At 70.1% G+C, this 25,239-nt stretch carries 28 protein-coding genes and 1 pseudogene; 16 read left to right on the top strand and 13 right to left on the bottom strand.

Annotation, left to right across the window (positions count from 1 at the left end; all coding sequences use genetic code 11):
* Positions 1-25 precede the first annotated feature (25 nt).
* From ABZ810_RS32910 to ABZ810_RS32900, 3 genes are all read left to right on the top strand, one after another.
* A complete protein-coding gene (locus ABZ810_RS32910; RefSeq protein ID WP_358409907.1) occupies positions 26-328 on the top strand; it encodes a DUF6412 domain-containing protein in 303 nt (100 codons plus the stop codon).
* Positions 329-362: 34 nt separating this feature from the next.
* Positions 363-1,073, top strand: a complete 711-nt coding sequence (gene yidC / locus ABZ810_RS32905; RefSeq protein ID WP_358409905.1) for a membrane protein insertase YidC — start codon at positions 363-365, stop codon at positions 1,071-1,073.
* Between the two features lie 99 nt (positions 1,074-1,172).
* Complete coding sequence (locus ABZ810_RS32900) at positions 1,173-2,456, top strand: cytochrome P450 (RefSeq protein WP_358409904.1); 1,284 nt, start codon at positions 1,173-1,175, stop codon at positions 2,454-2,456.
* Positions 2,457-2,721: 265 nt separating this feature from the next.
* Here ABZ810_RS32900 and ABZ810_RS32895 read toward each other — a convergent pair whose 3' ends face one another.
* From ABZ810_RS32895 to ABZ810_RS32880, 4 genes are all read right to left on the bottom strand, one after another.
* Positions 2,722-3,408 (bottom strand): HAD-IA family hydrolase, encoded by a 687-nt coding sequence (locus ABZ810_RS32895; RefSeq protein WP_358409902.1) that lies wholly within the window; start codon positions 3,406-3,408, stop codon positions 2,722-2,724.
* 13 nt (positions 3,409-3,421) lie between these two features.
* Positions 3,422-4,498 (bottom strand): acyl-CoA dehydrogenase family protein, encoded by a 1,077-nt coding sequence (locus tag ABZ810_RS32890; protein WP_358409901.1) that lies wholly within the window; start codon positions 4,496-4,498, stop codon positions 3,422-3,424.
* Positions 4,495-5,682: an acyl-CoA dehydrogenase family protein gene (locus ABZ810_RS32885; RefSeq protein WP_358409899.1), complete on the bottom strand. Its 1,188-nt coding sequence runs from the start codon at positions 5,680-5,682 to the stop codon at positions 4,495-4,497. Before ABZ810_RS32885 ends, ABZ810_RS32890 begins: the two co-directional genes overlap by 4 nt.
* Before the next feature lie 77 nt (positions 5,683-5,759).
* Positions 5,760-6,392 (bottom strand): helix-turn-helix domain-containing protein, encoded by a 633-nt coding sequence (locus ABZ810_RS32880; RefSeq protein WP_358409969.1) that lies wholly within the window; start codon positions 6,390-6,392, stop codon positions 5,760-5,762.
* A 93-nt stretch (positions 6,393-6,485) separates the two neighbouring features.
* Between ABZ810_RS32880 and ABZ810_RS32875 the strand changes: the two genes are divergently transcribed.
* Positions 6,486-7,391 carry a TIGR03564 family F420-dependent LLM class oxidoreductase gene (locus ABZ810_RS32875; RefSeq protein ID WP_358409898.1) on the top strand — a complete coding sequence of 302 codons (906 nt, stop codon included), beginning with the start codon at positions 6,486-6,488 and terminating at the stop codon, positions 7,389-7,391.
* 125 nt (positions 7,392-7,516) lie between these two features.
* Here the strand turns inward: ABZ810_RS32875 and ABZ810_RS32870 are convergent, their stop codons facing one another.
* Complete coding sequence (locus ABZ810_RS32870; RefSeq protein ID WP_358409897.1) at positions 7,517-8,416, bottom strand: metal-dependent hydrolase; 900 nt, start codon at positions 8,414-8,416, stop codon at positions 7,517-7,519.
* Between the two features lie 55 nt (positions 8,417-8,471).
* Positions 8,472-9,440, bottom strand: coding sequence for an alpha/beta fold hydrolase (locus ABZ810_RS32865; RefSeq protein ID WP_358409896.1), 969 nt, complete (start codon positions 9,438-9,440; stop codon positions 8,472-8,474).
* A 120-nt stretch (positions 9,441-9,560) separates the two neighbouring features.
* On the opposite strand from ABZ810_RS32865, the gene ABZ810_RS32860 reads away from it, so the two are divergent.
* On the top strand, positions 9,561-10,202 hold the full coding sequence (locus ABZ810_RS32860) for a TetR/AcrR family transcriptional regulator (RefSeq protein WP_358409894.1): 642 nt from the start codon (positions 9,561-9,563) through the stop codon (positions 10,200-10,202).
* On the opposite strand, the gene valS is transcribed toward ABZ810_RS32860, so the two are convergent.
* A complete protein-coding gene (valS, locus tag ABZ810_RS32855) occupies positions 10,199-12,763 on the bottom strand; it encodes a valine--tRNA ligase (protein WP_358409892.1) in 2,565 nt (854 codons plus the stop codon). The two genes, ABZ810_RS32860 and valS, sit on opposite strands and share 4 nt — an antisense overlap.
* Positions 12,764-12,891: 128 nt before the next feature.
* Between valS and ABZ810_RS32850 the strand changes: the two genes are divergently transcribed.
* Positions 12,892-13,179: a DUF4235 domain-containing protein gene (locus ABZ810_RS32850; protein WP_358409890.1), complete on the top strand. Its 288-nt coding sequence runs from the start codon at positions 12,892-12,894 to the stop codon at positions 13,177-13,179.
* Between the two features lie 67 nt (positions 13,180-13,246).
* A complete protein-coding gene (locus ABZ810_RS32845; protein WP_358409889.1) occupies positions 13,247-13,864 on the top strand; it encodes a maleylpyruvate isomerase family mycothiol-dependent enzyme in 618 nt (205 codons plus the stop codon).
* A 1-nt stretch (position 13,865) separates the two neighbouring features.
* Here ABZ810_RS32845 and ABZ810_RS32840 read toward each other — a convergent pair whose 3' ends face one another.
* Positions 13,866-14,114, bottom strand: coding sequence for a hypothetical protein (locus ABZ810_RS32840; RefSeq protein ID WP_358409887.1), 249 nt, complete (start codon positions 14,112-14,114; stop codon positions 13,866-13,868).
* Positions 14,115-14,176: 62 nt separating this feature from the next.
* Between ABZ810_RS32840 and ABZ810_RS32835 the strand changes: the two genes are divergently transcribed.
* From ABZ810_RS32835 to ABZ810_RS32825, 3 genes are all read left to right on the top strand, one after another.
* A complete protein-coding gene (locus ABZ810_RS32835; RefSeq protein ID WP_358409886.1) occupies positions 14,177-14,716 on the top strand; it encodes a DUF1707 domain-containing protein in 540 nt (179 codons plus the stop codon).
* A 794-nt stretch (positions 14,717-15,510) separates the two neighbouring features.
* Positions 15,511-16,080, top strand: coding sequence for a sigma-70 family RNA polymerase sigma factor (locus ABZ810_RS32830; protein WP_358409885.1), 570 nt, complete (start codon positions 15,511-15,513; stop codon positions 16,078-16,080).
* On the top strand, positions 16,070-17,116 hold the full coding sequence (locus ABZ810_RS32825) for a hypothetical protein (RefSeq protein ID WP_358409883.1): 1,047 nt from the start codon (positions 16,070-16,072) through the stop codon (positions 17,114-17,116). Before ABZ810_RS32830 ends, ABZ810_RS32825 begins: the two co-directional genes overlap by 11 nt.
* Before the next feature lie 65 nt (positions 17,117-17,181).
* Here the strand turns inward: ABZ810_RS32825 and ABZ810_RS32820 are convergent, their stop codons facing one another.
* Entirely contained in the window at positions 17,182-17,553 is a 372-nt protein-coding gene (locus ABZ810_RS32820; protein ID WP_358409882.1) for a peptidase inhibitor family I36 protein, read from the bottom strand.
* Here ABZ810_RS32820 and ABZ810_RS32815 point away from each other — a divergent pair.
* Both ABZ810_RS32815 and ABZ810_RS32810 read left to right on the top strand, forming a co-directional pair.
* Entirely contained in the window at positions 17,456-17,914 is a 459-nt protein-coding gene (locus ABZ810_RS32815) for a sigma-70 family RNA polymerase sigma factor (RefSeq protein WP_358409880.1), read from the top strand. The two genes, ABZ810_RS32820 and ABZ810_RS32815, sit on opposite strands and share 98 nt — an antisense overlap.
* A 1,008-nt stretch (positions 17,915-18,922) precedes the next feature.
* Entirely contained in the window at positions 18,923-19,120 is a 198-nt protein-coding gene (locus tag ABZ810_RS32810; protein WP_358409878.1) for a hypothetical protein, read from the top strand.
* A 19-nt stretch (positions 19,121-19,139) separates the two neighbouring features.
* On the opposite strand, the gene ABZ810_RS32805 is transcribed toward ABZ810_RS32810, so the two are convergent.
* Complete coding sequence (locus tag ABZ810_RS32805) at positions 19,140-19,583, bottom strand: ATP-binding protein (RefSeq protein WP_358409876.1); 444 nt, start codon at positions 19,581-19,583, stop codon at positions 19,140-19,142.
* Positions 19,584-19,692: 109 nt separating this feature from the next.
* Between ABZ810_RS32805 and ABZ810_RS32800 the strand changes: the two genes are divergently transcribed.
* Positions 19,693-20,502, top strand: a complete 810-nt coding sequence (locus tag ABZ810_RS32800) for a DUF5753 domain-containing protein (protein WP_358409874.1) — start codon at positions 19,693-19,695, stop codon at positions 20,500-20,502.
* Positions 20,499-20,693, top strand: coding sequence for a DUF397 domain-containing protein (locus tag ABZ810_RS32795; RefSeq protein ID WP_358409873.1), 195 nt, complete (start codon positions 20,499-20,501; stop codon positions 20,691-20,693). Before ABZ810_RS32800 ends, ABZ810_RS32795 begins: the two co-directional genes overlap by 4 nt.
* 78 nt (positions 20,694-20,771) lie before the next feature.
* On the opposite strand, the pseudogene ABZ810_RS32790 reads toward ABZ810_RS32795, so the two are convergent.
* Positions 20,772-21,490, bottom strand: a pseudogene (locus ABZ810_RS32790) (MarR family transcriptional regulator).
* On the opposite strand from ABZ810_RS32790, the gene ABZ810_RS32785 reads away from it, so the two are divergent.
* Positions 21,378-21,614: a hypothetical protein gene (locus ABZ810_RS32785; protein WP_358409974.1), complete on the top strand. Its 237-nt coding sequence runs from the start codon at positions 21,378-21,380 to the stop codon at positions 21,612-21,614. The pseudogene ABZ810_RS32790 and the gene ABZ810_RS32785 sit on opposite strands and share 113 nt — an antisense overlap.
* 302 nt (positions 21,615-21,916) lie before the next feature.
* On the opposite strand, the gene ABZ810_RS32780 is transcribed toward ABZ810_RS32785, so the two are convergent.
* A complete protein-coding gene (locus ABZ810_RS32780) occupies positions 21,917-22,732 on the bottom strand; it encodes a hypothetical protein (protein WP_358409871.1) in 816 nt (271 codons plus the stop codon).
* A gap of 14 nt (positions 22,733-22,746) precedes the next feature.
* Entirely contained in the window at positions 22,747-23,043 is a 297-nt protein-coding gene (locus ABZ810_RS32775) for a DUF4193 domain-containing protein (RefSeq protein ID WP_358409870.1), read from the bottom strand.
* 528 nt (positions 23,044-23,571) lie between these two features.
* Between ABZ810_RS32775 and ABZ810_RS32770 the strand changes: the two genes are divergently transcribed.
* Entirely contained in the window at positions 23,572-25,236 is a 1,665-nt protein-coding gene (locus tag ABZ810_RS32770) for a serine/threonine-protein kinase (protein ID WP_358409869.1), read from the top strand.
* Positions 25,237-25,239: the final 3 nt, after the last annotated feature.

The following is a 25,239-nucleotide window of genomic DNA, read 5'->3' as shown; positions in this document are numbered from 1 at the left end:
AGGCGTTCCCGATCGTCCACAGATCGTGCTCTGGCCGCTGATGATCTCCGCGCTGCTGCGCGTCGCCGGCCTGACCGATCTCTGGCAGCCGGGCGAGGCGTTGCCCGCCCTGGCCGCCCTGACCGCCGTCGCCGGCCTGCTCATGCTGGCCGCCGCGCACATGCTCGCCGCCGCCCGGCACGAGCCGCGGTCGTCCCTGGCCCGGGTCCGCACGATGTTGCGCGACCGCACCCTGCGCACGGCCTTCCTGCCGCAGCGCGACCCGGACGCGGCGGGCCGCCCGCGTCCCCGAGCCCCCGGCTTGGAGATCACCGCCACCAGCCGTTGATCTTCATCTCTCTCATGCCGGAGGGCTCTCACCCATGTCTCTCACGTCCGTGTTCGACGCGCCCGTCTCCGCCGCCTACCACCTGGTGACCGGGCTGGCCGGCGCGCTGTCCCCGTTCACCGGCGAGCTCGCCACCGTCGCCGCGATCGTCGTGTTCACCGCCGCCGTGCGGCTGCTCCTGCTCCCGCTCGCGGTCTCGGCCGCGCGCGGCGAGCGCACCCGCGCCCGCCTCCTGCCCCAGGTGCGGGCGCTCCAGAAGAAGCACGCCAAGAACCCGCAGAAGCTCCAGCAGGCGACCGCCGACCTGTACGCGAAGGAGGGCGCGACGCCGCTGGCGGGGTGCCTGCCGATGTTCGCGCAGTGGCCGTTCTTCTACGTCATGTACCGGCTCTTCGTGTCCGCCTCGATCGCCGGGCACCAGAACGCGCTCCTCGCCCACACGCTGCTCGCGGCGCCGCTCGGGCAGAACTGGCTCTCGGTGCTCGGCGGCGGGATCCTCTCCCCCGCCTCGCTGGTGTTCCTCGGGCTGTTCGCGCTGCTGGCGCTGGTCGCGTGGTGGTCGTCGCGGCGGGTGACCGTGGAGGGGCCGATGGGGAACGTGGCGCGGCTGCTGCCGTTCGGCACCGTGGTGATGGCGGCGTTCGTGCCGCTGGCCGCCGGGGTGTACCTGGTCGTCTCGACGGCCTGGACCGCGGTCGAGCGCGCCGTGCTGCACCGCCGGATCGTCGCGGCGGCCGCCACCTGATCGAGCCGATCGATCGAGCCGTCTGATCGAAACGGGTATTGACGGGGGTGGGCGGCGGTCGGTTCGATAGAAACCGAACGGCATTCGGAGGAGGGCACCGTGGCCATCGAGACACTCGACCCGACCGTCGACCTGTCCGACCTGGAGTTCTGGGGACGTCCGCAGCGCGAGCGGCTCGCCGCGTTCGCCGAGCTCCGGAGCAAGGACGGGCCCGCCTTCTACCCCGAGCTCAAGCTCCCGTTCATCAAGTCGGGCGCCGGCTACTACGCCCTCGTCCGGCACGCGGACGTGGTCGAGGCCAGCCGCAACGCGGAGGTCTTCAGCAGCGAGCCGTGCTCCAACAGCATCGCCGACCTGCCCCGGTACATGGCGCGCTACTTCGGCTCGATGATCAACATGGACGATCCGCGGCACGCCAAGATCCGGCGGATCGTGTCCCGCGCGTTCACCCCGCGGGTGCTGGCCAAGCTGGAGACCGACCTCCAGGCCACCGCGACCCGCATCGTCGACGACCTGCTCGCCCAGGGACCGTGCGACTTCGTGACCGAGGTGGCCGCGCGCCTTCCGGTGCAGGTCATCTGCGACATGATGGGCATCCCCGAACGCGAGCGGCCGATGGTCTACGACCGGACCAACGTCATCCTGGGCCTGGGCGACCCGGAGTACACCGGCGGGCGCGAGTTCGTCAGCACCGGCATCACCCGCAGCGGCGTGCTCTTCGGACTCACCAAGGGCATGACCGCGGGCTACGAGCTCAACCACCTGGCGATGAAGCTGGCCCGCAAGCGGCGCAGGCACCCCGGCGACGACCTGGTGTCGGCCCTCGTCCGGGCGAACGTCGACGGCGAGTCCCTCACCGACCAGGAGATCGGCTCGTTCTTCATCCTGCTGGTGGTGGCGGGCAACGAGACCACGCGCAACGCGATGTCGCACGGCCTCAAGCTGCTGACCGACAACCCCGAGCAGCGCGCCCTGCTCCTCGGCGACTTCGACGAGCACATCCCCGGCACGATCGAGGAGATCCTGCGGCTGGCCACGCCGGTCATCCAGTTCCGGCGCACGGTCACCCGCGACCACGTGATGAACGGGCAGCAGTACCGGACGGGCGACAAGGTGCTGCTCTTCTACAACTCGGCCAACCGCGACGAGGCGGTCTTCGAGCGCCCCGACGTCTTCGACATCACCCGCTCCCCCAACCCGCACGTCGCGTTCGGCGGCCCCGGCCCCCACTTCTGCCTGGGCGCCAACCTCGCGCGCCGCGAGATCACCGTCATGTTCCGCGAGCTGTTCACCCGCGTTCCCGACATCCACGCCGCCGGGCGGCCCGACCGGCTCTTCTCCAACTTCATCAACGGCATCAAGCACCTCCCCTGTGCCTGGTGAATCACTGACGGTGGACATTCCCATGCCTGAAGCCGAGCCGCTGCGCCCCGAAGACCCGCAGGCGGCCCGCCCGTACCGGCTCACCGGGCGGCTGGGCATGGGCGGCCAGGGCGTGGTCCACCTCGGCTCGGGCGCGGCCACCCCGTCAGCACCACCGCCGACCCGAACTTCTCCATCTCCAACTCGCAGCACGAGGACACGGCGGGCACCTACACCTACCGCCTGATCCTGCACAGCCCGTCGACCGCCGAGAAGGTCGTCACCGTCAAGGTGTGCTGACCAGGTCGAGGACGGCGGACAGGGACGTGATCTCGGGGCCGGGCCAGTCGACGGGCTCGAAGCGGTGGTGCTCGACGCCGTCGTCGAGGACGCGGACGGCGGTCATGCCGACGGCCTCGGCGCCCTTGAGCTCGTTGCTGCCGCCGTCGCCCACGTACAGGCAGTCGGCGGGCCGGACGCCGAGGCCCTCGTAGGCGAGCGCGTAGATGCGCGGGTCGGGCTTGCGCATCCGCGCGGTGTAGCTGAAGACGGGCACCTGGATGTAGGGCGCGACGGCCTCGCCGTCCCACTCGTCGGGGAGTTCGTCGGTGCAGTCGCTGACGAGCGCGACGCCGAGGTCCCACTCGCGCAGTCGCCGCAGCGTGGAGACGGCGTCGTGCCGGAACGTGCGGAACGCGCGTTCGCGGGTGCGGCGCCGTTCGGTCGCCTCCGCGAGCTGCTCGGCGGACGGGGACAGGCCCATCCGCGAGGCGATCTCGGCGAGCGCGGTGGAGAAGTCCCCCAGGTCGCCGACGCAGCGTTCGGGCCACGTCTGCCACCACAACGTGCGGAACTCCTCCACCGGAGCGCCGATCGTCTCCGCGACCGTGGAGACGGCCGCGACCCGTTCCTCGGGTGCGCTGGCCACGGTGAGGGTGCCGAAATAGTCGAAGATGACCGCCTTGTATCGCACCCCCGCAGCCTACTCAGCCGAGCAGGCCCAGCCGTTCGGCGAGCCGTGCGCGGTGCAGGCGCGGCGGGCCCAGCAGCAGCTCGTCGCTCTTGGCGCGCTTGTAGTAGAGGTGCGCGTCGTGCTCCCACGTGAAGCCGATGCCGCCGTGCAGGAGCAGATGGTCCTTGGCGACCTGGAAGTAGGCGCGGCCCAGGTACGACTGCGCGAACGCGGCGGCGAGGGGCAGCTCGTCGGGACTCTCGTCGGCGGCCCACGCGGCGTACCGGACGATCGACTCGGCCTGTTCGAGCGTGCAGTGCATGTCGGCGAGCTTGTGCTTCACGCCCTGGAACGAGCCGACGTAGCGGCCGAACTGCACGCGCAGCTTGGCGTACTCGACGATCGTGTTCAGGCAGTGCCGCAACCCGCCGAGCTGCTCGGCGGCGAGCGCGACCGCGGCCAGGTCGAGCGCGCGGGAGACCGCCTCGGTCGCGTCGGCGGGGCCGACGCGGCGGGCGGGGGTGCCGTCGAACGTCAGCGTGGCCTGCGGGCGGGTGAGGTCGAGGGTCGTGAGCGGGGTCCGGGTGAGGCCGGCCGCGCCCGGCTCGACCGCGAACAGGCCGAGGCCGCCGTCGGCGTTCGCGGCGACGAGGATCAGGTCGGCGTCGGCGCCGTTCAGGACGCGCGGCGCGGCGCCGTTCAGGAGATCGCCGTCCGCGGTGAGGGCCGGGCCGCCGGGGACAGGGACGGCGAACGTGGCCACCGTGCGGCCGGCGGCGACGTCGGGCAGCAGGTCCTTGGCCTCGGCCTCGAGCAGGACGTTCACGGCGAGGACCGCGGAGGCGAGGTAGGGGGCGGGGGTGAGCGCGGCGCCGAGCTCCTCCATGACGACGGCGACCTCGGCGTGGCCCGCCCCGGCGCCGCCGTGCGACTCGGGCACGGCGAGGGCGGCGAGGTCGAGCTCGCCGGTCAGGCGGCGCCACACGTCCGGGTCGTAGGAGTCGGGCGACTCGGCGATCTCCCGGACGCGCGCCATGGGCGAGGTGCCGGCGAGGAACGAGCGCACGGACTCGGCGAGGTCCTTCTGCTCGTCGGTCGGGATGAGCCTCACTGGCCCGCCTCCTTCGTCTGGGTGCCGACCTTGAGATCGCGGAACGGGATCCCGCGGTCCACCTGCGGCTCGCGCGGCAGGCCGAGCACCCGGTCGCCGATGATGTTGCGCATGATCTCGTTGGTGCCGCCGCCGAGCGCCATGCCCGGCCCCCACGCGAGCGCGCGGGCGATCTTGCCCTCGTCGTCGTAGGCGACGCTGTCCGGGCCGAGGATCTCGCTGGCGATGTCGGCGCTGGACAGGGTGAGGTCGGCGAGCAGCAGCTTGGCGATCGAGCCGCGCGCGCCGGGGAAGATCCCGGCCTTGACCTCCTGCGTGAGGCGGGCGTTGAACAGGTCGAACGCGCGTTCCTGGAGGTAGAGGTCGATCAGCTGGTCGACCACGCCCGGCTCGTGCAGGATGCCGCGGTCGCGCGCGGCGGCCGACACCGCGGCGAACGAGGCGGGGCGTTCGGTGCGGGCGGCGCCCATGCCGATCGAGACGCGCTCGTGCAGGAGCGTGGTGACCGCGGCCGACCAGCCCTCGTCGACCGTGCCGACGATCTGGTCCGGCGCGACGCGGACGTCGTCGAAGAAGATCTCGTTGAAGTGCGACTCACCGGTCATGTCGCGCAGCGGCCGGACGGTGACGCCGGGGTCGTGCATGTCGATGATGAACATCGTGATGCCCTTGTGCTTCACCGCGTCGGGGTTCGTCCGGGCGATGAGCAGGCCGTAGTCGGCCTGGCGGGCGACCGACGTCCACACCTTCTGCCCGTTCACCACCCAGGCGTCGCCGTCGAGCACGGCGCGCGTCTGCAACGACGCGACGTCCGACCCGGCGCCGGGCTCGGAGAACATCTGGCACCAGATCTCCTCGCCGCGCAGCAGCGGCCGGACGTACCGCTTCTTCTGCTCCTCGGTGCCGATCGAGATCAGGGTCGGGCCGCACATGCCGAAGCCGATCCCGAACACCCCGACGGGGAGCGTGACGTCGCGGGCGGCCTGCTGGAACGCGCGCTCCTCGGCGGCCGTCAGGCCCTGGCCGCCGTACTCGGCGGGCCAGGTGATGCCCGAGTAGCCGGCGTCGTACAACTGCGCCATGAACGCGCGGGCGGTCGGCAGGTCGGGCTCGCGGGGCAGATCGGCGGCGTTGGCGTCGAGCCAGGCTCGGGCGCTCCGGCCGTATTCGTCAAGATCCGTCACAAGGCGGCTCCTCGATGAGACGCGGTCAGCGTCCACTTACGCTAATGCCTGCCCCGGCAAAACGGAATCCCGTTCGGTTAGTGTGCGCCACCCGCCGGCTCGGTGTCGGTGCCGCTGATCGCGGCGCCCGGCAGCGGCGTGCCGGGCCGGGCGCGCAGGCCGTCGAGCATCAGCCCGGCCAGCCGTCCGGGCACGGCGCCGGCCAGCTCGGCGGGGATGTCGGCGGCCTGGTGGACGTGCACGCTGATGAGCATGCCGATGTCGCCGGGCCCGACGTCCTCGCGCATCACGCCGTCCGCCTGCGCGCCCTCGACCATCCGGGCCAGCAGGTCGACCATCTGCCCGCGGACCTCCGACACCTCCGGGTCCCGGCGGATCCGGGTGTGCAGCTCCGGGTCGACGGTGGAGCTCAGCACGCCCATGCGGAGCTCGACGCAGCGCCGCACGAACCGGCTGAGCGCGCTCCAGGCGTCCGGCTCCTCGTCCCACGCGGCCTGCGCGGCCGCGACCACCTGCCGCAGCGTGTGCGCGGAGATGCCGATCATCAGCTGCTCACGTTCGGGGAACCGCCGGTAGAGGGTGCCGATCCCGACTCCGGCACGTTCGGCGATGTCCTCCAGCGGCGGCATGCCGCCGCGCTCCACGATCAGCGCGCGGCCCGCCTCGAGGAGGAGGTCCCTGTTACGCCGCGCGTCCGCGCGCAAAACCATGCCCACCGCCACAACTGGAGGAAATTCCTCCGCCTATGTTACCGTCGGGCCATGCGGAGGAATTTCCTCCGTTTAATCCTCCGGAGGTACCGCATGCGCATCGGGCTGTTCCTGAACGAGCTGGGCGTCCCCCTCGACGCCGTCGTCGACGAGGCCCGGCAGGCCGCCGAGGAGGGCTTCGCCGGGGCCTGGATGGGCCAGCGGCCCGGCTGGGACGCGCTCACCTCGCTCGCGGTGGCGGGCCGCACCGTGCCCGGCATCGAGCTCGGCACCGCCGTCGTGCCGACCATCCCCCGCCACCCGCTGGCCCTGGCCGCGCAGGCCCTCACCGTGCAGAGCGCGACCGGCAACCGGCTCACCCTCGGCCTCGGCGTGAGCCACCGGCACGTGATCGAGGGCCAGTTCGGGCTGTCGTTCGAACGCCCGGCGCTGCGGATGCGCGAGTACCTGACCGCGCTGGCCCCCCTGCTGCGCGGCGAGACCGTCGACTACGAGGGCGAGACGCTGACGGCGGCCGGAGACGTGGTGGCGCCGGGCGCCGAGCCGCCGTCGGTGCTCGTCGCCGCGCTGGCGCCCGCCATGTTGCGCGTCGCGGGCGAGCTCGCCGACGGAACGATCGTCCTGTGGTCCGGCCCCGAGGTCATCGAGGGCCACATCGTTCCGAAGATCACCAAGGCCGCGGCCGGGCGGCCCGCGCCGCGCGTGGTGACCGCCTCGTTCGTCGGCGTGACCGACGACGCGGACGCGCGCCGCGCCTGGGTCGCCGACACCTTCGGCATGGCCGGGGAGATGCCCGCCTACCGCGCGATCATGGACCGCGGCAACGCGGCCGGCCCGCAGGACACCGTCATCGTGGGCGACGAGACCGCGGTCGAACGCGAGATCGGCCGCCTCGCCGACGCCGGCGCCACCGACCTCGTCGCGATGCCGTTCGGCCCCGAGGAGGAGCAGAAGCGCACCCGCGAGCTCCTCGCCGCCCTCGCCCGGCGCGCCTCCTGACCCCGGACGCGGGTACGCCCGCCCGGTGGGACGCGGGCGGGCGTACGAGCGGGGGTCTGGACGGCTGGGCGGGGGCGGCGGGCGGCCCTCGACGGCGCGGATGCCGAGGCCCGCCCGCCACGTCGTCAGGAGGCGGACCTGCCCGCCTCGTGGCCCGCGGCGAGCGCGGCGGGAGATGTCGCGAGGTAGTCGAGGGCCTTCTGCGTCGAGCATTCCTGGGACGGGTGGTAGCCGCGCCGCAGGTAGGCCCCGGCCGCCTTGATCATGAAGCGGTTGCTGGGGAAGACGCCGCGGCGCACGGCCCGCCGGTAGTCGCGGATCCGCGGGCGCACGCCCTTCAGGGTCGGGTCCTTGCGGCAGAGGTACGCGGCGCCGAAGTAGACCGACAGCGGCAGCGCCAGGACGCCGGCGAAGAACGCCAGGAAGCGCCGCCAGTAGGCGCCCGAGACGTGCTGGAAGACGTCGAACGCCACGGAGCGGTGCTCGACCTCCTCGGCGCCGTGCCAGCGCAGCAGGTCCATCATCGTCGGGTCGGCGCCCGCCTCGTCCAGCTCGTGCGCGTCCAGGATCCACTGGCCGAGGACCGCGGTGTAGTGCTCGATCCCGGCGATCATCCCGATCCGGAAGTTGAGCCACTGCCGCCGGGAGACGACCGGCAACGGGCGCCGGTCGCCGAGCAGGTTCCGGAACAACCACTCGATCTTGATGGTGAGGGGGCGCGGGTCCAGGCCCTGGGCGAGCATCTGGCGGTCGAGCACGCCCTGGTGGGAGTAGGCGTGCACGGCCTCCTGGCCCATGAACCCCTTGACCTCCCCGCGGAGCCGCTCGTCGTCCTCGACCAGGGGCAGCGCCTGCTTGTAGACGTGCACGAACCAGCGTTCGCCCGCCGGGAGCAGCAGGTGCAGCACGTTGATGAAGTGCGTGGCGACGGGCTCGCCCGGGATCCAGTGCAGGGGCGTGTCCGACCAGTCGAACTTCACCCGGCGCGGCGTGATCGTGGGATGCCGCTCGTCCAGCCCGCTCATCGTCCGCCCTCCCTCGCAGCGATCATGTAGGACGGGAACCCGGGCGCGCAGGCGTTCACGCCGGACTCCCCACTGTGATCCCGGTGACGTTCGGCACCCGGCACGCCTGGAGCCCGGCCGCCTCGGGCGCGCCCTCGACGTGGTCCACGAACTCGGCGATCCAGCCCGCGACGAGGGCGGGGTCCTTGCGGACCGCGCCCCAGTGGCCGGCCGCGAGCTCGCGCCGCCAGAGCCTCCCGACGTACCGCCCGACGTCCTTGGACTGGTGCGGCGACACGAACGCGTCGCGCGTCGGCACGATGACCTGCACGGGGACGTCGGTCCCGCACAGCGTGCCCGGGCGCAGGAAGCGCAGCGCGTTGGCGCGGTAGAGCTTCATGCCGTACAGCGCGTCCTTGAGGAACGTGGGCGCGGGCCGGTGCTCGATGCGCTCCATGCGCTCGATCACGACCGGGAACAGCCGGGCGCCGCCGAGCCGCCAGGCCAGCCGCGGCACTCCGGGGATCGCGCCGAACGCGAGGTACCAGGAACGGGCGAACTGGCCGGCGAGCTGGGCCAGGTGGCGCGGCGTCGGGCGGCGCAGCCGGTCGCGGACCCACTGCCCGAAGTGCTCGATGCACGGCCCGGAGATCGAGGTGAACGAGGCGACGCGCCCGTCCAGCCGGCCGCCGGTGACCGCCCCCCAGCTCTGCACCGACCCCCAGTCGTGCCCGGCCAGATGAACCGGGCGGCCCGGCGACACCGCGTCGGCCACGGCGCGCAGGTCGTCGTTCAGGACGTCCATCACGTACGCCTTGGTACGCCGCGGCCGGCCCGAGGCGCCCGCGCCCCGCACGTCGTAGGTGACCACGTGGAACCGCGCGGCGAGGACCTCCGCGACCGGCTCCCAGATCGCCTGGGTGTCCGGGTAGCCGTGCACGAGGACGACGGTGGGGGTGCCGTCGCGCGGCGCCGGGCCGTACTCCCGCACGGCCAGCCTGACCCCGTCCGCCTTCACCTTGCGCACCCTGGGTGTGAGCGTCACGCCTCGCTCCCGTCCGCTTCGCACCGGTAATTGGATTCGGTATCTAATATGGGGAGCAAGTTGAACTTGAGTCAAGAGTGCGCGACGGCCAATTGGACCGGAGTCGAATATGCTGGCGCGATGACCACCGCGGCCGGTCCGGACAAGCCCCTGCCCGCGTCCACCGGACGGGGCGAGGCACGCCGCGCCGCGATCCTCGACGTCGCCGCCGGCCTGTTCGCCGACCGGCCGTACGACCTGCTGTCGATCGACGAGATCGCGCGCGAGGCCGGGGTCGCCAAGGGCCTGATCTACTACTACTTCGGCAGCAAGCGCGGGCTGTTCCTGGCGCTGATCGAACGCGCCGCCGGCATCCTCGGCTCGCTCGCCGAGGAGTTCGACGGCCTGTCCCCCACCGAACGGCTGATCCGCACCCTCGACGGCTTCCTGTGGTGGGCCGAGACGCACCGCTCGGCGTTCCAGACCGTCACCAGCGGCGGCGTCGGCGTCGACGCCGAGGTCTTCGCCCTCTACCGCGGCGCGCGGCGGCGGCTGCTCACCGCGATGTCGTACGGGCTGATCGGCTCGGCCGCCCCGCGCCCCACGCTGCGCGTCGCCCTCGACGGCTGGTTGTCGTTCGTCGAGGGCGCCACGTACTCCTGGCTCGAGGGCGACGACCTCGCCCGCGACGAGGTCCGCGACCTGGCCGTCCGCGTCCTGGGCGGCGCCCTCCAGGCCGTGGGCGTGGCCGACCCCGACGCCGACACCCCGGGTGCTCCCTAGGACGCGGTGGGCTCGGCCAGGGCGACGTCGACGGCGAGGGCGTCCGACCGCTCCTCGGTGAGGACGAGGTCGGCGATGCGCCCGGCGGCCGACAGGTCGGCCTGGGCGATCCGGCCGGTCCCGGCACCGCGCACGACCGCGCGCGAGACGTCGGCGCGCATCGACGCCCTGGCCTCGGACTTGGCCTTGCGGACCTGGCGCAGCGCCTCGGCGGTGACGGCGAGGACGTCCCGGTCGCCGCCGGACGGGAGGTCCGCCGCGTCCGGCCAGGAGGCGCGGTGGACCGAGCCCGAACGCCACCACGACCACACCTCTTCGGTGACGTACGGCAGGTGCGGGGCGAACAGCCGCAACATCACCGACAGGGCGGCGCGCAGCGCGGTGCGCGCCGACCGCGCCGCCGGGCCCTCACCGTAGGTGCGGGCCTTGACCAGCTCCAGGTAGTCGTCGCAGAACTCCCAGAAGAAACGCTCGGTGCGTTCGAGCGCCCGCGTGTAGTCGTACCCCTCGAAGGCCGCCGTCGCCTCGTCGACCACGGCGGCCAGCGCGGCCAGCATCGCCAGGTCGAGCGGCTCGGTCACGGCCGCGCCGTCGGCGGCCGGGTCGCCGCCGGTCTGGTCGCCGTCGGCCGGGCCGAAGCCGAGCACGAACTTCGACGCGTTCAGGATCTTGATCGCGAGCCGCCGGCCGACCTTGATCTGACCGGTGTCGAACGCGGTGTCGGTGCCCGGCCGCCCGTTGGCCGCCCAGTAGCGGACCGCGTCCGAGCCGAACTCCTCCAGCAGCGCGATCGGCGTGACCACGTTGCCCTTGGACTTGGACATCTTCTTGCGGTCGGGGTCGAGGATCCACCCCGACAGCGCGGTGTCGGACCAGGGCAGCGAGCCGTGCTCCAGGTGCGCGCGGACGACCGTCGAGAACAGCCAGGTCCGGATGATGTCGTGCGCCTGCGGCCGCAGGTCGTAGGGGAAGACGCGGCCGAACAGGTCCGGGTCGTGCTCCCAGCCGCCGGCGATCTGCGGGGTCAGCGAGGACGTCGCCCAGGTGTCCATCACGTCCGGGTCGGCCATGAAGCCGTTCGCCTTGCCGCGCTGGTCCTCGGTGTAGCCGGGCGCGACGTCCGAGGACGGGTCGACGGGCAGCGACGCCTCGCTCGGCACGATCGGGTCGTCGTAGATCGGCTCGCCCGCGCCGTCCAGCCGGTACCAGACCGGGATCGGCACGCCGAAGAACCGCTGCCGCGAGATGAGCCAGTCGCCCGCCAGGCCCTCGACCCAGTTGTCGTAGCGGGCCCGCATGTAGGGCGGGTGCCAGACCATCTCGCGCCCGCGCTCCAGCAGCCGCGCCCGCAGGTCGGCGTCCCGGCCGCCGTTGCGGATGTACCACTGCCGGGTGGTGACGATCTCGAGCGGCTTGTTGCCCTTCTCGTAGAACTTCACCGGCCGGACGATCTTGCGCGGCTCGCCGTCCAGGTCACCGGACTCGCGCAGCAGCTCGGCGACGCGCTCCTTGGCCGAGAAGATCGTCTTGCCGGCCAGCTCGTCGTACGGGTGCGCCGGGACGCCGGGCGGCGGCTCGGTGGCCAGCCGGCCGTCCCAGTCGACGACCGCCCGCGTCGGCAGGTCGAGCTCGCGCCACCAGGTGACGTCGTTGACGTCGCCGAACGTACAGATCATCGCGATGCCCGACCCCTTGTCGGGCTCCGCCAGCCGGTGCGCCAGGACGGGCACCTCGACACCGAACAGCGGCGTCTTCACCGTCGTGCCGAACAGCTCCTGGTAACGCTCGTCGTCCGGATGCGCGACCAGCGCGACGCACGCCGGCAGCAGCTCGGGCCGCGTCGTCTCGATGTAGACGGGCCGGTCGTCCCCGTGGAAACGCAGCCGGTAGAACGCGCCCGGGTGGTCGCGGTCCTCGAGCTCGGCCTGCGCGACCGCGGTGCGGAACGTGACGTCCCAGAGCGTCGGCGCCTCGGAGACGTACGCCTCGCCCCGCGCGAGGTTGCGCAGGAACGCCCGCTGCGACGCCGTCCGCGACTCGTCGCCGATGGTCGTGTAGAGGTGGTTCCAGTCGACCGAGAGGCCGACCCGGCGCCACATGTCCTCGAACGCCTTCTCGTCGATCTCCGTCAGGCGTTCGCACAGCTCGATGAAGTTGCGCCGGCTGACCGGGATCTGCCGCTTGGCGTCGGGCTTGTCCGGCGGCTCGAAGCCCGGGTCGTACGACAACGAGGGGTCGCAGCGCACGCCGAAGTAGTTCTGCACGCGGCGTTCCGTCGGCAGGCCGTTATCGTCCCAGCCCATGGGGTAGAAGACGGCCCTGCCCCGCATCCGCTGGAAGCGGGCGATCGTGTCGGTGTGGGTGTAGGAGAAGACGTGGCCGACGTGCAGGGACCCGCTGACCGTGGGCGGGGGCGTGTCGATCGAGTAGACCTCGGCGCGTTCCCGCGTCCGGTCGAACCGGTAGGTGCCCTCGTCCTCCCAGACGCGTACCCACTTCTCCTCCAAGCCGTCCAGGGAGGGCTTGGCGGGAACGTTCGGCGTACGCGGCTGTTCTGTCATGTCCCAATGGTATTGACAACGGGCGTGCACGCATGCCAATTAACCCGCCGCCGGGGCGATCGGGCACGTCACCCGGGACGCACGGTGTTCCGGTAGCGTCGAATCAGATCCGAGGTAGTGGAGGAACGATGGCGGACAAAGGTGACATCGGCTGGCGCCTGATGGCGGGTGCCGCCGCCTTCGCGGGCGGCTGGGTGGCCAAGAAGGCGATCACCCTGGCCTGGAAGAAGAGCACCGGCAAGGAGCCGCCGACCAACCCCGAGTCGCCCGACGTCGCGCTGAAGGAGGCCATCGGCTGGGCCGTCCTGATGGGCGTCGGCATGGAGGTGGCGCGCCTGCTGGCCACCCGGGCGGCCGCCCACCAGTGGGCCAAGGGCACCGGCCAGAACCCTGAGAAGCTCAAGGCCGAGGTCTGACCCCTCGTTGGATCAGGGGTTCGGTGCCCGCCCCCGAGGGCACCTGCGTATCGTGGTCGATCCCGGCGTGACGAAGGGATCGACCACGATGCCCGCACTCCCCTACGAGAACGAACTCAAGGCCGAGCGCCACCGCCTGATCGACACCCTCGACGGCCTCACCGACGACGACTTCGACAACGGCACCACGCTCTGCTCCGAGTGGGCGCCCCGCGACGTCCTCGGCCACGTGGTGGGCCTCGACCACTTCCTGGGCTCCTACCTCCCGTACGGGATCCGCGTCAACGACGCCAACCAGGCCCAGGCCGACCGCGCCCGGCGCGTGTCCCGCGACCGCCTCATGGAGTGGGCCCGCCACTGGGCCGCCCACCCGTCCATGACCAGCCGCCTCGCCGCCGGCATCCTCCTCGGCGACCTCGGCGTCCACCACCAGGACGTCATCCGCGGCCTCGGCCTCAAGCGCGACGTCCCCGACCCCGTCGCCACCGCGATCTTCCGTGAGGGCCTCCAGCTCAGCATGTGGCTCAACCGCCGCACCGCCCGCTACCGCCTGATCCCCACCGACGGCCACCGCCCCGTCGCCCTCCCCACCGCCAACCAGGGCGAGGTCCGCGGCACCCGCGAAGCCCTCGGCCTCTGGCTGACAGGCCGAGACTCCGTAGTCCCCGAACTGGAGTTCTCCTGACCTACGTCCGGCGCCAGCGGCGTTCGAACTGCCGCCGTCTCGACCGTTCCGAGATGGACGACACCAGCAACCCGATGAGAAGGCGCATCAGGAACGACGCCGCCGACAAGCCGCCGAAGAAGAGCGCCGTGAACCCCACCCCGCTCCAGTCGGCCTGGGCCGCTAAAGCCACCGCGAACACCACTCCGACGGCCATGAAGAAGAACCCCATGACCGTCAGCCGACCCAGATAACCCTCAGGCACGCTCATCCCTCCCGTTCATGAGATGAGGCGGACGGCGACCAGGTTCCCGCCGCCGTTACAGTGCGGGTGTGCCCCTTACGCCCGAACCCCCCTCGTCACGAATCGGCGACACCGACCGCGAATCAGCCGTGAAACGCCTGCAGAACGCGTACTCCGAAGGGCACATCTCGCACGAGGAGATGGACGAACGTCTCGACCGGGCGTTCGCCGCCAGGACACAGGGCGACCTCGCGCAGGCCCTGGACTCCCTTCCGCAAGAGAAGGTCAGCACGTCCTCGATCGGCGCCATCACCGGACGCATCAAGCGGCGCGGCGCCTGGCGCGTGCCCCGCCACCTCAAGGTCGAGTCCGCGTTCGGCCGGGTGACTCTGGACATGTCCCGGGCGGTCTTCGAGCATCCGGAGGTCGACATCGAGCTCCGCCTCACCACCGGCCGGGCCAGGATCGTCGTCCCGCGCAACTCGACCGTCGAGATCGACGGCCTGGAGACCGCCTGGAAGGCCACCGCCTACAAGCCCCGGCGGAGCACCCGCCCGGACGGCCCGACGATCCGCATCTCCGGCTCCATGGGCTTCGGCCGCCTCAAGGTCCGCCACGCCTGGCGCTGACCCCCTGGGAACGTGCCAGAACGACCCGGACCAGCTTCCCGCCCTCGGTGAGACCCTCGACGCTCCAGTCGTCCACGAGCTGATCAACGATGAAGACCCCGCGCCCGCCCTGCGCCGCGACATCGGGCGCCTTCATCACGACCGGCTCCGAAGACTCGTCCCACACCTCCACCATGGGCCGATCGACGACCCGGCGTACCCGGCCGGGGTCACCGGCCGGATCCGCGCCAGGCGGACGGCGTCCACCAGCGCGGTCCACGAGGTCCGACCGGTCTCCGACGCGCGACGAACGAATACGGTCGGCCCGGGATCCATCAGATGCCCGCAGCAACTGCAACCCGCCAGCGCCCAGCGCAGCCGCGCCCATCAATGCGGCCCCGGTTCACCGCGTCATGACCACGCCGATGCTCTGGCGCCAGCGCCAAAATCCACCTACGTCCTCATCGGCCCATCCGTGCACAACACCGCCTCGACCAGCTCGAACAACGCATCCGCCCGAGCCGTGGCAGCCGTACGACTCAGTCCGGAACCCCGACAGCACAGCTGGCGTCTGCCCGCAATCCGGCGCTGTCGGCGGGTTGAGCGCGACAGCGTGAGCAGGGGCCTTGTGAGGGTGCCGCGGGAGGGCGACCATCGGTGGGAACCCCAGAGCATGAGCCCTGCCGACATGGTCGGCGTTCAGAGCTTCTGCGGATCCGGAGCCGGTGCCGTCACCCCACTCGACATGAAAGTGACCTGGGTCACATCTGGTGAAGGTCAGGGACTGCCGGACATGTTAGGGGCGAGGAGGGAAGGTGGTGGACCTTGAGGAGCAGTTCACTGAGATCTTCCGGCGTCACCATGAGGCGGTCTGGCGGTACTGCGCGCGGCGCGTCGGCCCCGATGCGGCCTTCGATGTAGCGGCTGACTCGTTCCTGATCGCCTGGCGGCGTCTGGGTGAAGTGCCGGCTGGTGGTGGGGATGTGCTGCCCTGGCTGCTTGGGGTGGCGCGCAAAGTGGTGGCCAACGAGCAGCGTCGTAGGCGGCGCGGCGATCGGCTGGTCGCCAAACTCGGTCAGTTCGCCCGAGCACCCGCACCGGTCAGTGGGAACTATCCGGATGCCGGTATGGCGTTGCCGGACCTGGTGACGGCGATGCGCACCTTGTCACTTCGGGACCAGGAGGCTCTGCAATTGGTCGGGTGGGACGGCTTGAGCGCGAGTGAGGCTGCGCGTGTGGTCGGCTGTTCGCCGTCGGCGATGGCCAACCGTATTAGGCGTGCTCGGCAGCGATTGGAGACCGCGCTGGACGTATCGGGCGAGCGGGGTGTGAACGCGGACCGTAACGCACCGCCTCACGGAGAGGGAGTGGCATATGAGAACTGAGGACGGTCGTGACCTGGTGGCGACAAGCGATCCCTTGACACCCGCCGAACTGGAGGGCCCCGCACGGCAGGAACGCGAAGAGCGTGCGCGGGCGTTGTTGCAGCAGATCCTGACAGAACCGCGGACCCGCGGCGATGCGCGGGAGAGGGCACCGAGTGGGCCCCACGCGAACCGTCGGCGCGTCCTGCTGGCCGGTGCGGGCGCCGTCGCCCTGACCGTCACCACTGCTGTTGCGTTGTCGGCCGTGGAAGGAAACGGCGATGAGGACCACATCGAAACGCCGCGATCACTGGACTATCAGCTGGCGTCAGGAGGGGATGTTCCCGAGCTCGCCGACCTCCCTCCCGCCGAGCCGGTGTTGCTAAAGCTGGCAACTGCCGCCGACCGTCAGAGCAGCGAACGTCCGGTCGCGGGGTCGGTCGCCTACACCAAGACTCGAGATTGGTACCTCAACGCGTCAGTGCGGAACGGGCAGGGCACTCCGGAGCTTTCGGAGGAGACTGTTCAGAGGCTCTGGGCACCGGATGGCACCCGGCGCTCCATCACACATCGACCAGGCGAACGAAGCGAGGATTCCCAGCAGGAGGGAGCACGCCCTCAGTGGCTGGATCCCGAGTTCGATGCCGCGCAGCTTGAGCGCCGCCTGCTGGAGCAGCCTCAGCACGGTGAAGAGCCCCTAAGTTATCGGCTGGTCGGCGCGGTCGCCGACGTCCATCTCAACGAAGTCGTCGAGCCGCGGGCAGCTGCTTCTGTGTGGCGGCTCCTGGCCACTCAAGCGCAGGTTCGTTCACTGGGGCAGGTCCAGGATCGAGGCGGGCGAATCGGTCAGGCCGTCACCACTGATTGCAGTTACGCCGGAGGCTGGTCTGAGCGACGCGTCCTGATTATCGATCCCGGCAACGGCCGCCTCCTGGCCTCGGAGAAGTTGTATGTGGTCAAACCGAAGCGCTTGATGGTCCACACCCCGGCAGTCAATGAGTACCACGTCTACCTCGACCGGCGCTGGGTTGCCCACATTGACAGTGTTCCGCGATAAGGAAAGCTGTCGCCGCCATTCATGAAAGGCGGCGACAGCTCAACCTCATGGCATGGGAGAAAATATCAGCAGGGGTTGTTGCTCTCCGCCAGGTAGATGAGACGGTAGTGACGTACGTTCGTGGAGTCGCTTACGCGCGTACCCGCCTGATAACACTTTGATGGCTGACCCTGGTAAGGTGCTATGAATACCCGGTTACTGCGCCGGTTGTAGAACGAGTAGAACCAGGGGACGCCATAGTCGTCCAGGTTCTGCCAGTACCCTTGAGAGCGGAATTGATACCGTGCGCCGCCATAGAACTGAGCGGCCCAAACGCAATACCATCCGCTGGGGCAGTCGTTGAGGCCCCTGACGCAGAAGACATTGATCAAGGTGTTCCTTGCATGGCCGCATCTGGACCATCGCAAGGCGCTGACCGGCTTCACACGCACGGTCATGGTGCGTGCATTCATCAGCGAGCGCCGTGCGGCTCGATGGTCGCGCGAGCTCCTTGTCGAGCACAGTCCGGAGCCTGAGCCTTCGGACACCTGCCAGCACGGCGACGACACTCAACTCCTACTTGAACAGGCGCTGGCCACCCTCGGGCCCCGGCAAAGAGCGGTCGTTGTCCTCCGCCACTGGGAGCTCCTCACCGTAAGTGAAGTCGCTGATACTTTGAGCTGTTCGCCGACAACGGTGCGCAGTCAGACTTCTCGCGCTCTGACCGCCCTGCGTTCGTGGCTTGGGCGTTCTCAAAGATTCCGGGATGCTGGTGACGACGCCTGCTCCGATCGGATTGGGCTGCGTTATGAAGATTAGGTCTGTTCCGAAGTGAGATGAGGGGCGAGTGTCCTGCGCCGACATTCCAACACCGGGGCGTTTGATGGCGCCAAGGGTGATTGTCCGGCGCCGAACCAATAGGAAACAGGCGGTCTTGGCAAGCAGGTCGGGTCGCCGCCTCCGGGGGCAGCCGCGATGAGGCGAGTTGGTCATGCCGTCACACTCGATGTGCACGGATACGAACGAAGTGACATGGTCGACGACGAACTCCGAGAACTCGCGCGGCTGACCCGGATGCGGCAGGTATCGCGTCCGGCCCCCGGCTGGAGCGCCGTGATGTCCACTCTCGGATTCGACGTTCCCGCCGACTAGAAGCAGTTCATCGACAGGTACGGGGGCGGGAGCTCTCAACGACTATCTGCAGATATATGGCCCCGCGGAAAATGTCCAGGCCTTCAGCTTGAAGGTGAAAGGGGCTGTACTGGGACACTTTCCTCAAGGAAATCTGGGAAGACGGCCTCCAGCTCTTCTGAATCGCCGAACCCGAGACCCACCAGATCGCTGGCCGGTGGCCTTCTACAGAGTGGAGGGTGAAGCCTGGGAATTCCATTCACGCTCGGCTGTTGGGTCCTGCTCGCTCTCGCCAGAAACGAACTCTCCACCGAGCCGTTCCCGCCGTCCTGGCCCTCAGACGAGGGTCTCACCCACTGCCCATACCCCTGACGACCGGGTGGCGACGAAGAGTTCGGTCGGCGCGCAGCCGCTTTCTCGTAGGGAGGCTCCCTGCACAGCACGCCACCGCCAGGTTCCGGGCTGATCGCGTGGCGGACCAAGGTGAAACGGTGACCCCTCCGCCAAGACGCACTCCGAGCTCATGCAGGCTCTGGACTCGCTCCCGGAGGAGGCCCCAGACACCACGTCCACGATCGCCGTCGCCAGCGGGCGGATCCAGCGGCGCGACGCATGGCGGGTGCCCCGGAATCTCAAGGTCGAGTCCGCGTTCGGAGCAGTGCACCTGAATCTGTCCCGGGCGGTGTCGAACATCCGGTGGTCGACATCGAGCTGCAACTCGGCACCGGCCGAGCCAAGATCACTGTGCCTCGCGACGCGATCGATGGTCTGCAGACCGTATGCAAGGACACCCTCTACACGCCCCGGCGGAACGCCCGCGCCGGCGGGCCGACGATCCGGATCTCCGGGACCATGGGGTTCGGACGGTTGAAGATCCGCCACGCCCACCGTTGAGGCACTTCCCGTTCGCCGTTCACCACTCCGGCCTGTCGGTTGTGAACGGCGGGGCTCCTAGCACTACGCGGATGAGCTTGCCGCCCTCGGTGAGGCTCTCGACGCTCCAGTCGTCCACGAGCTGGTCCACGATGAAGATCCCGCGCCCGTCCTGCGCCGTGACGTCGGCCGCCTTCATGACGATGGGCTCCGGAGACTCGTCCCACACCTCGACGACCGGCCGTCCACCGGCGCCCAGATAGCAGCGGAGGACGATGAGCTGGTCATCGCGGGACGCCCGGACCGCGTTGGTGATCAGTTCCGAGACCACCAGCCGCACGGTGTAGTCATCGCCGAGACCCCAATGCGACCACGCAAAAGCCGCAATATCCCGCGCTTCCTTGATCGCACTGTTCACCGGCTTCAGTACGACGGTGAATATGAACGGGTCTTCGCCTTTTCCCAGCGAGCATGTGATCGTCATTGACCGGCCTTCGCGTTTTCGGAATCTGCTGACGAGAATGCATCGCCGGAGCTAACTTGTCGCGTGTCGATGACACATCCGACACACCGGAGCGAGGCGCATGGCCCCTGTGAAGTCACTGGACCCGAACAGCTCGCTCAAGCACTGGATAGCTTCCGACCTGCGCTTCTGGCGGGAAAGGGAAGAGCTTTCCCTCTCGCAGATGGGCCAGATCATGGGGTGCAGTAGGCACACCGTGTCGAACGTCGAACACGCGCGCGACGGATGGAACATGAATGAAGATCAGGCCGCGCGGCTGGACACGCACCTCAGGCTCAACGGCCACTTCAGCCGACTCCTTCGATACGCCCGCAGCGCCCACGATCCAGATTGGTTCGCCGAATACACCAAGCACGAGGCCAAGGCCCTGGAGATCCGCCTCTACCGACTTTCCCTCATCCCAGGCCTCTTTCAGACACCGGAGTACGCCCGCGCTCTCATTGCGGGAACCCGAATGGTCGAGGATGTCGAAGCGGTCGTCGAGGAACGCATGAGGCGGCGTGAAGTCCTGGCTCGGAACGATCCCCCGCTCGTCTGGGTGGTTCTCGACGAGAGCGTCCTCTACCGGCTGGTCGGTGGATCGGACGTGATGCGGCAGCAACTCACGCTGCTGCGGGAGGCCAGCGAGATGCGAAGCGTCACAATTCAGATCGTTCCCCAGGACACGGGGTACTACCTTGGACTCGACGGATCTTTCAATGGACTCACCATGAACAAGGGTGATCTCGTCTTTGTCGAGGCCCCTGGCGGCGGCAGGCTTGTACATGGCGATACAGAAGTCCGCTATTTCGGGGTACTTTGGGCCCAGATCGGAGCGAGTGCCCTGCCCCGGAACTCCTCACGAGACGTCATTGAACGAGCACTGGAGCGGATCAAATGATCACCTGGCGCAAGTCCAGCCACAGCGGCGGCGGAAACGCGGGCGGCCAAGACTGTGTCGAGGTCGCGGACCTGAACGAGCTTGTCGGCATGCGCGACAGCAAAGCCCCCGACACCGGGCATTTGTCCCTGCCCACCGAGGCGTTCGCCGACCTCGTGGCGCGTGCGAAGCGGGCGGAGCTGGACCTTTAGAGATCGAAACGTCGACGAGCCCCGGCCATGCGCCGGGGCTCGGCTGTTTCTGGGCCCCTTCTCCCTGGCTGTGACCGTTTACCTATCCGCGGGGGGAGTCGTCCCAGGTGTTTCGGGTGTGGTGTGGAGGATCTCGCGGGCCTGCTCTGCGGCGCGGGTGAGGCTTTCGCCGACGAAGTCGAGGTAGCGGGCGATGTTCTCCAGGCGGGTGGCGGCCGGCGTGTCGCGGCCGAGAACGCCGACACCCTGCCGGGCGAGGTCGACGCCCTGGATGAGGGACCGGGCGCTGGCGACCGTCCACTGGTGCCAGAGTTCGTCGTCGACGACGTAGCGTTCGCGGCGGACGAGGTCCTGACTGTCCAGGAAGGTGATCGCCTTGGAGATGGACGCCGGGCTGACCTGGAGGCGCTGGGCCAGCTCGGACGCGGTGAGGCTGCCGGAGTCGGTGGTGTAGAGGCAGCTCAGCACCCGGGCCATCATCTTGGGCAGGCCTGAGCCATGAGGACGGTGGTGAACGTCTCCTCGTACTCACGTACGGCCTCGGAGTCGCGTCCGTGCGGCTGCGGGACCGACTGCGCCCCGCGTCGCGTGCTCTGCCTGCGCCGGTGGGTGCGGCGCTCGGTGGCGCGGTGGGCCAGGTCGGCGCGGTAGCCGGTGGGGCCGCCGTTCCGCATCACCTCACATGTGATCGTCGAAGTCGGACGATCCAGACGTCTGGCGATCAGCCCGAACGCCGAGGCCGCCAGCAACAACGCGATGCCACTGATCCTGCTGCCGCTCCTGTCCAGCGCCTTCATCCCGGTCGACACGATGCCGGGCTGGTTCCAGCCGATCGCCGAATACCAGCCGTTCAGCCCGCCGTCGAGACCCTCCGGGGCCTGCTGCTCGGCACCGAGATCGGCAACAACGGCTGGCTCATGATCACCTGGTGCGTGGGGCTCTCGGTCCTCGGCTACTTCTGGTCGGCCGCCAAGTACGACCGCGACCCGAAGTAACCGCCATGACAGAGCGGGCCACCTCCCGCAGTCCCTCCCACCCAAGGGCGGCGTACACCGACAGCATGTCGGGGTGCGCCGCCCCGTTCGCGTCCAGGGCGGGATCGGGCGATCACGGCCACCATGAACGGCGGCGCGGGGGCCTTGTCCCGAGGGGGCCGGGACGAAGCCCCAAGGGGGTGTCCGAGCGAGGTGTTGGAATGGGGTTGCTCAGAAGCGAGGTGGCACTTACTTGCCCGCGTGCGGGGGGTCCAGGGGCGGGCGGGGGTGGAGGTCGAACACCGGTGGGGCCTTGGTGCCGCGGAGGTCGTGGCGGATCTCCTCGGCCAGGCGCTTGGTGGCGGCGCGGTTGAGGGCGGCGCCGGCGGCGGCGCCGGTGAGGAAGGGGCCGAGGGTGCTGAGGCTGCGACCCATGGTCTTGAGCAGGCGCTTGCGGAGGGCGACCTTGGCCGCCGAGCCCAGGGCGCTGGTGAACGAGCCGGTCTCGAGCGGGTTGACGCCGCGGCGCTTGGCCCAGGCCGTCATGAACGCGGCGGCGCGGGCGGTGCCGGAGCCCTCGACCCGGACGCCGTAGACCTCGTGCAACTCGGCGATCATCTTGACCTCGATCGCGGCGATCACGACGGCCTCGGCGGCGAGCTGGGCGGGGGCGGTCAGCAGCAGCGGGGGCGCGGCGAACTGGACCGCTGCGAGCGCCCCGCCGGCGGCGCCGACGGCGGTCGTGCCGTTGGAGGCGACCCGGACCAGGTTCTCGGCGAGGGCTTCCCCTTCGAGGTCGTGGTGGTGGGCGCGCAGGGTCTCCAGGTCGCGGATCGGGATGTGCGGGCCGGCGGCTATCAGGATGTCGGCCATCAACCGGCCGCGCGCGTAGCCCGCGGCGCCTGCCTTGCGCGTGCTCTGTGCGAGCAGGCGGGCGAGTCGCCCGAGCAGGCGGCCGCGGGTCTCGCGGTCCATGTCGTCGTCACCGGAGAGCCGGCCGATCAGCTGGCCGATCTCCTCGCTCTCCGGGACGGCGACCTCGTTTTCGCGTTGTTCCCCTGCCACAGGCGCGCCTCCTTTCAGGCGGCGCACTCGCGGCAGATCGGCTGGCCGTTCTTTTCGCCGGCCAGCTGGCTGCGGTGGTGAACCAGGAAGCACCGCGTGCACGTGAACTCGTCGGCCTGCCGAGGGACCACCCGGAAGGTGAGCTCCTCGTTGGACAGGTCGGCGCCCGGGAGCTCGGCGACCTCGCCGGCGTCCAGGTCCTCGTCGATGATGCTCGCGGCCTTGTCAGCCCGCCGAGCCTGCAGCTCCTGGAGGCTGTCCTCGTTGAGGTCGTCGTCTGTCTTTCGTGGGCTGTCGTAGTCGGTCGCCATCTTCTATCTCCATCCCCCTCAGTCCTTTATGCGCCCCGTCGCGCGGATCTAACGCTCGGGAGGCCGTTCTTGTGCCCGATCCGGGCGGGAAATTCTGTCACGGGCAGTGGCCTGCGACACACAAGGCGCGACTGATCCCACCGGCGACACCGATCACCCCAGATCACTCCCCCGATATGTGTCATACATCACATTCCCGGTCGGGTATCCCAGACTGAATCAGGGTCGAGACGCCCCACCGGGGCATCCCGCGGCGGCGGGATCATATCGGTCCCGGAGGCGTTGTGCGCGCCGACCGGCCCACCGCGCCGAGGAGGGCCGGAATCAGCCGTGGAATGAAGAGGAGAAGGCAGGCGAACCAGACGCTCCGGTGAAACGTCTGAACTAACGCGATATCGTGCCCGCCTGAGGTTGGGGCGGGTCCCCTATCCGGGGCGCTCCCGCATCATCACGGTCCGGGGTCGTCCGACGACGGGGGCCGGCGTCCGACACGCGGCACATTTTACTCATGGGTCACTGGAGGATCAGATGCCGGATGCCGCTCCCCTGGAGCCAGGCGATCCCCGCGCACTGGGGCAGTACGAGGTCGTCGGGCGGCTCGGCGCTGGCGGGCAGGGCGCGGTCTTTCTCGGCAAGACGGCGGGCGGCGAGTACGTCGCCGTCAAGCTGCTGCACGCCCAGATGGCCGCCGACCCCGCCGCGCGCGCCCGTTTCACCCGCGAGGTGGCCGCCGCGCAGAAGGTCGAGCCCTTCTGTACGGCGCGGGTCATCGAGGCCGACGTCCACGGCGACCAGCCGTACGTGGTCAGCGAGTTCATCGACGGTCCCTCGCTGCACGACGTGGTCGCCCACAACGGCCCGCGCTCCGCCGAGGAGCTGGAACGGCTGGCGATCGGCACCGTGACGGCCCTCGCGGCCATCCACGAGGCCGGGATCGTGCACCGCGACTTCAAGCCCAACAACGTCATGCTGGCGTCCGACGGGCCGCGCGTGGTCGACTTCGGCATCGCCCGCACGGTCAACTCGCAGGAGAGCGCGGTCACCGCCACCGGCATGGTGGTCGGCACCCCCGGCTACCTGGCACCCGAGCAGCTCACCGGGGCCCCGCTGACGCCGGCGGTCGACATCTTCGCCTGGGGCGCGACGATGGTGTTCGCCGCCACCGGCCAGTCGCCCTTCGAGGCCGACACGCTCCCGGTGATCATCAACAAGATCCTCAACGAGGATCCCGACCTGTCGGCGCTGCCCGCCGGGCCGCTGCGCGACCTGGTCGGACGCTGCCTGTCCAAGGACGCCGGGCTCCGGCCGCCCGCGGCCACACTGCTCCTCAACCTGCTGGGCCACGTGGGCGCCGCGCCGTCCAACCCGGGCGCGGGCCAGGAGGACCTGCTCAACCAGGGCACCCGGATCGCCGCCCAGATGCAGGCGCCGCCGCCGGTCCCGCAGCAGCAGCACGCGCCGCCGCCCCAGCAGATCACCCCGCCGCCGATGCCGCTGCACCAGGGCGGGGGCCCGCACACGCCGCCGCCGCAGCCGATCACACCGCCGCCCATGCCGATGTACCAGGGCGGGGGCATGCCGCCGGGGCCGCAACACCAGCAGCCGATGCACATGCGGCAGGGCCCTGGCGTCCCGCCCGGCCCGCCGATGTACGGGCCGCCGCGGCAGAGCGGCTCGTCCAGCGCTCCGGTGATCATCGGTGTCGGCTGCGGCGCCCTGCTGATCGTCGCGATCCTGGTCGTGGTGCTGCTGGCCGCCATCGGCGGGGACGACGACCCGCCGCGCTACACCGCGCCGACGTACACCCCGCCGACGCTGAGCATCCCGACGGCGCGGGTCACGCCGCCGAGCGACGGCGAGCTCATGGGCACCTGGGAGGGCCCGGCGAGCCAGCCCGCCCAGAGCGACCCCGACCACCGCAGCTTCACCGCCCGGTTCACGATCTTCCGGAGCACGGGCATCGCGCGGTACACCTACAAGGACATCTCCGACAACTGTTCGACCTCCCTGTCCTATGTCGGCGGCGACAGCAGCAAGGCGACGTACCGCGAGAGGGTCATCGGCAGCAGGGCCAACTGCGCGGACGGCTACGTCACGTTCTTCCTGAGCTCGGGTTCGTCGATGCGCTGGGAGTGGCGCGAATACCAGACCACCTCGGCCGCCCAGGCCTTCGGCACGGCCACCAAGCGCTGATCC

The organism is Spirillospora sp. NPDC047279 (assembly GCF_040643285.1).
Taxonomy (GTDB): domain Bacteria; phylum Actinomycetota; class Actinomycetes; order Streptosporangiales; family Streptosporangiaceae; genus Spirillospora.
This window is presented reverse-complemented; position numbering and strand designations above follow the sequence as displayed.

What these genes read in the sequence shown, in the direction of transcription:
- yidC (WP_358409905.1), top strand. Translation starts at nt 363, where the DNA reads ATGTCTCTCACGTCCGTGTTCGACGCGCCCGTCTCCGCCGCCTACCAC.
- ABZ810_RS32880 (WP_358409969.1), bottom strand. Translation starts at nt 6,392, where the DNA reads ATGGTTTTGCGCGCGGACGCGCGGCGTAACAGGGACCTCCTCCTCGAG.
- ABZ810_RS32875 (WP_358409898.1), top strand. Translation starts at nt 6,486, where the DNA reads ATGCGCATCGGGCTGTTCCTGAACGAGCTGGGCGTCCCCCTCGACGCC.
- ABZ810_RS32870 (WP_358409897.1), bottom strand. Translation starts at nt 8,416, where the DNA reads ATGAGCGGGCTGGACGAGCGGCATCCCACGATCACGCCGCGCCGGGTG.
- ABZ810_RS32860 (WP_358409894.1), top strand. Translation starts at nt 9,561, where the DNA reads ATGACCACCGCGGCCGGTCCGGACAAGCCCCTGCCCGCGTCCACCGGA.
- valS (WP_358409892.1), bottom strand. Translation starts at nt 12,763, where the DNA reads ATGACAGAACAGCCGCGTACGCCGAACGTTCCCGCCAAGCCCTCCCTG.
- ABZ810_RS32850 (WP_358409890.1), top strand. Translation starts at nt 12,892, where the DNA reads ATGGCGGACAAAGGTGACATCGGCTGGCGCCTGATGGCGGGTGCCGCC.
- ABZ810_RS32840 (WP_358409887.1), bottom strand. Translation starts at nt 14,114, where the DNA reads ATGAGCGTGCCTGAGGGTTATCTGGGTCGGCTGACGGTCATGGGGTTC.
- ABZ810_RS32825 (WP_358409883.1), top strand. Translation starts at nt 16,070, where the DNA reads ATGAGAACTGAGGACGGTCGTGACCTGGTGGCGACAAGCGATCCCTTG.
- ABZ810_RS32820 (WP_358409882.1), bottom strand. Translation starts at nt 17,553, where the DNA reads ATGACCGTGCGTGTGAAGCCGGTCAGCGCCTTGCGATGGTCCAGATGC.
- ABZ810_RS32805 (WP_358409876.1), bottom strand. Translation starts at nt 19,583, where the DNA reads ATGACGATCACATGCTCGCTGGGAAAAGGCGAAGACCCGTTCATATTC.
- ABZ810_RS32795 (WP_358409873.1), top strand. Translation starts at nt 20,499, where the DNA reads ATGATCACCTGGCGCAAGTCCAGCCACAGCGGCGGCGGAAACGCGGGC.
- ABZ810_RS32775 (WP_358409870.1), bottom strand. Translation starts at nt 23,043, where the DNA reads ATGGCGACCGACTACGACAGCCCACGAAAGACAGACGACGACCTCAAC.
- ABZ810_RS32770 (WP_358409869.1), top strand. Translation starts at nt 23,572, where the DNA reads ATGCCGGATGCCGCTCCCCTGGAGCCAGGCGATCCCCGCGCACTGGGG.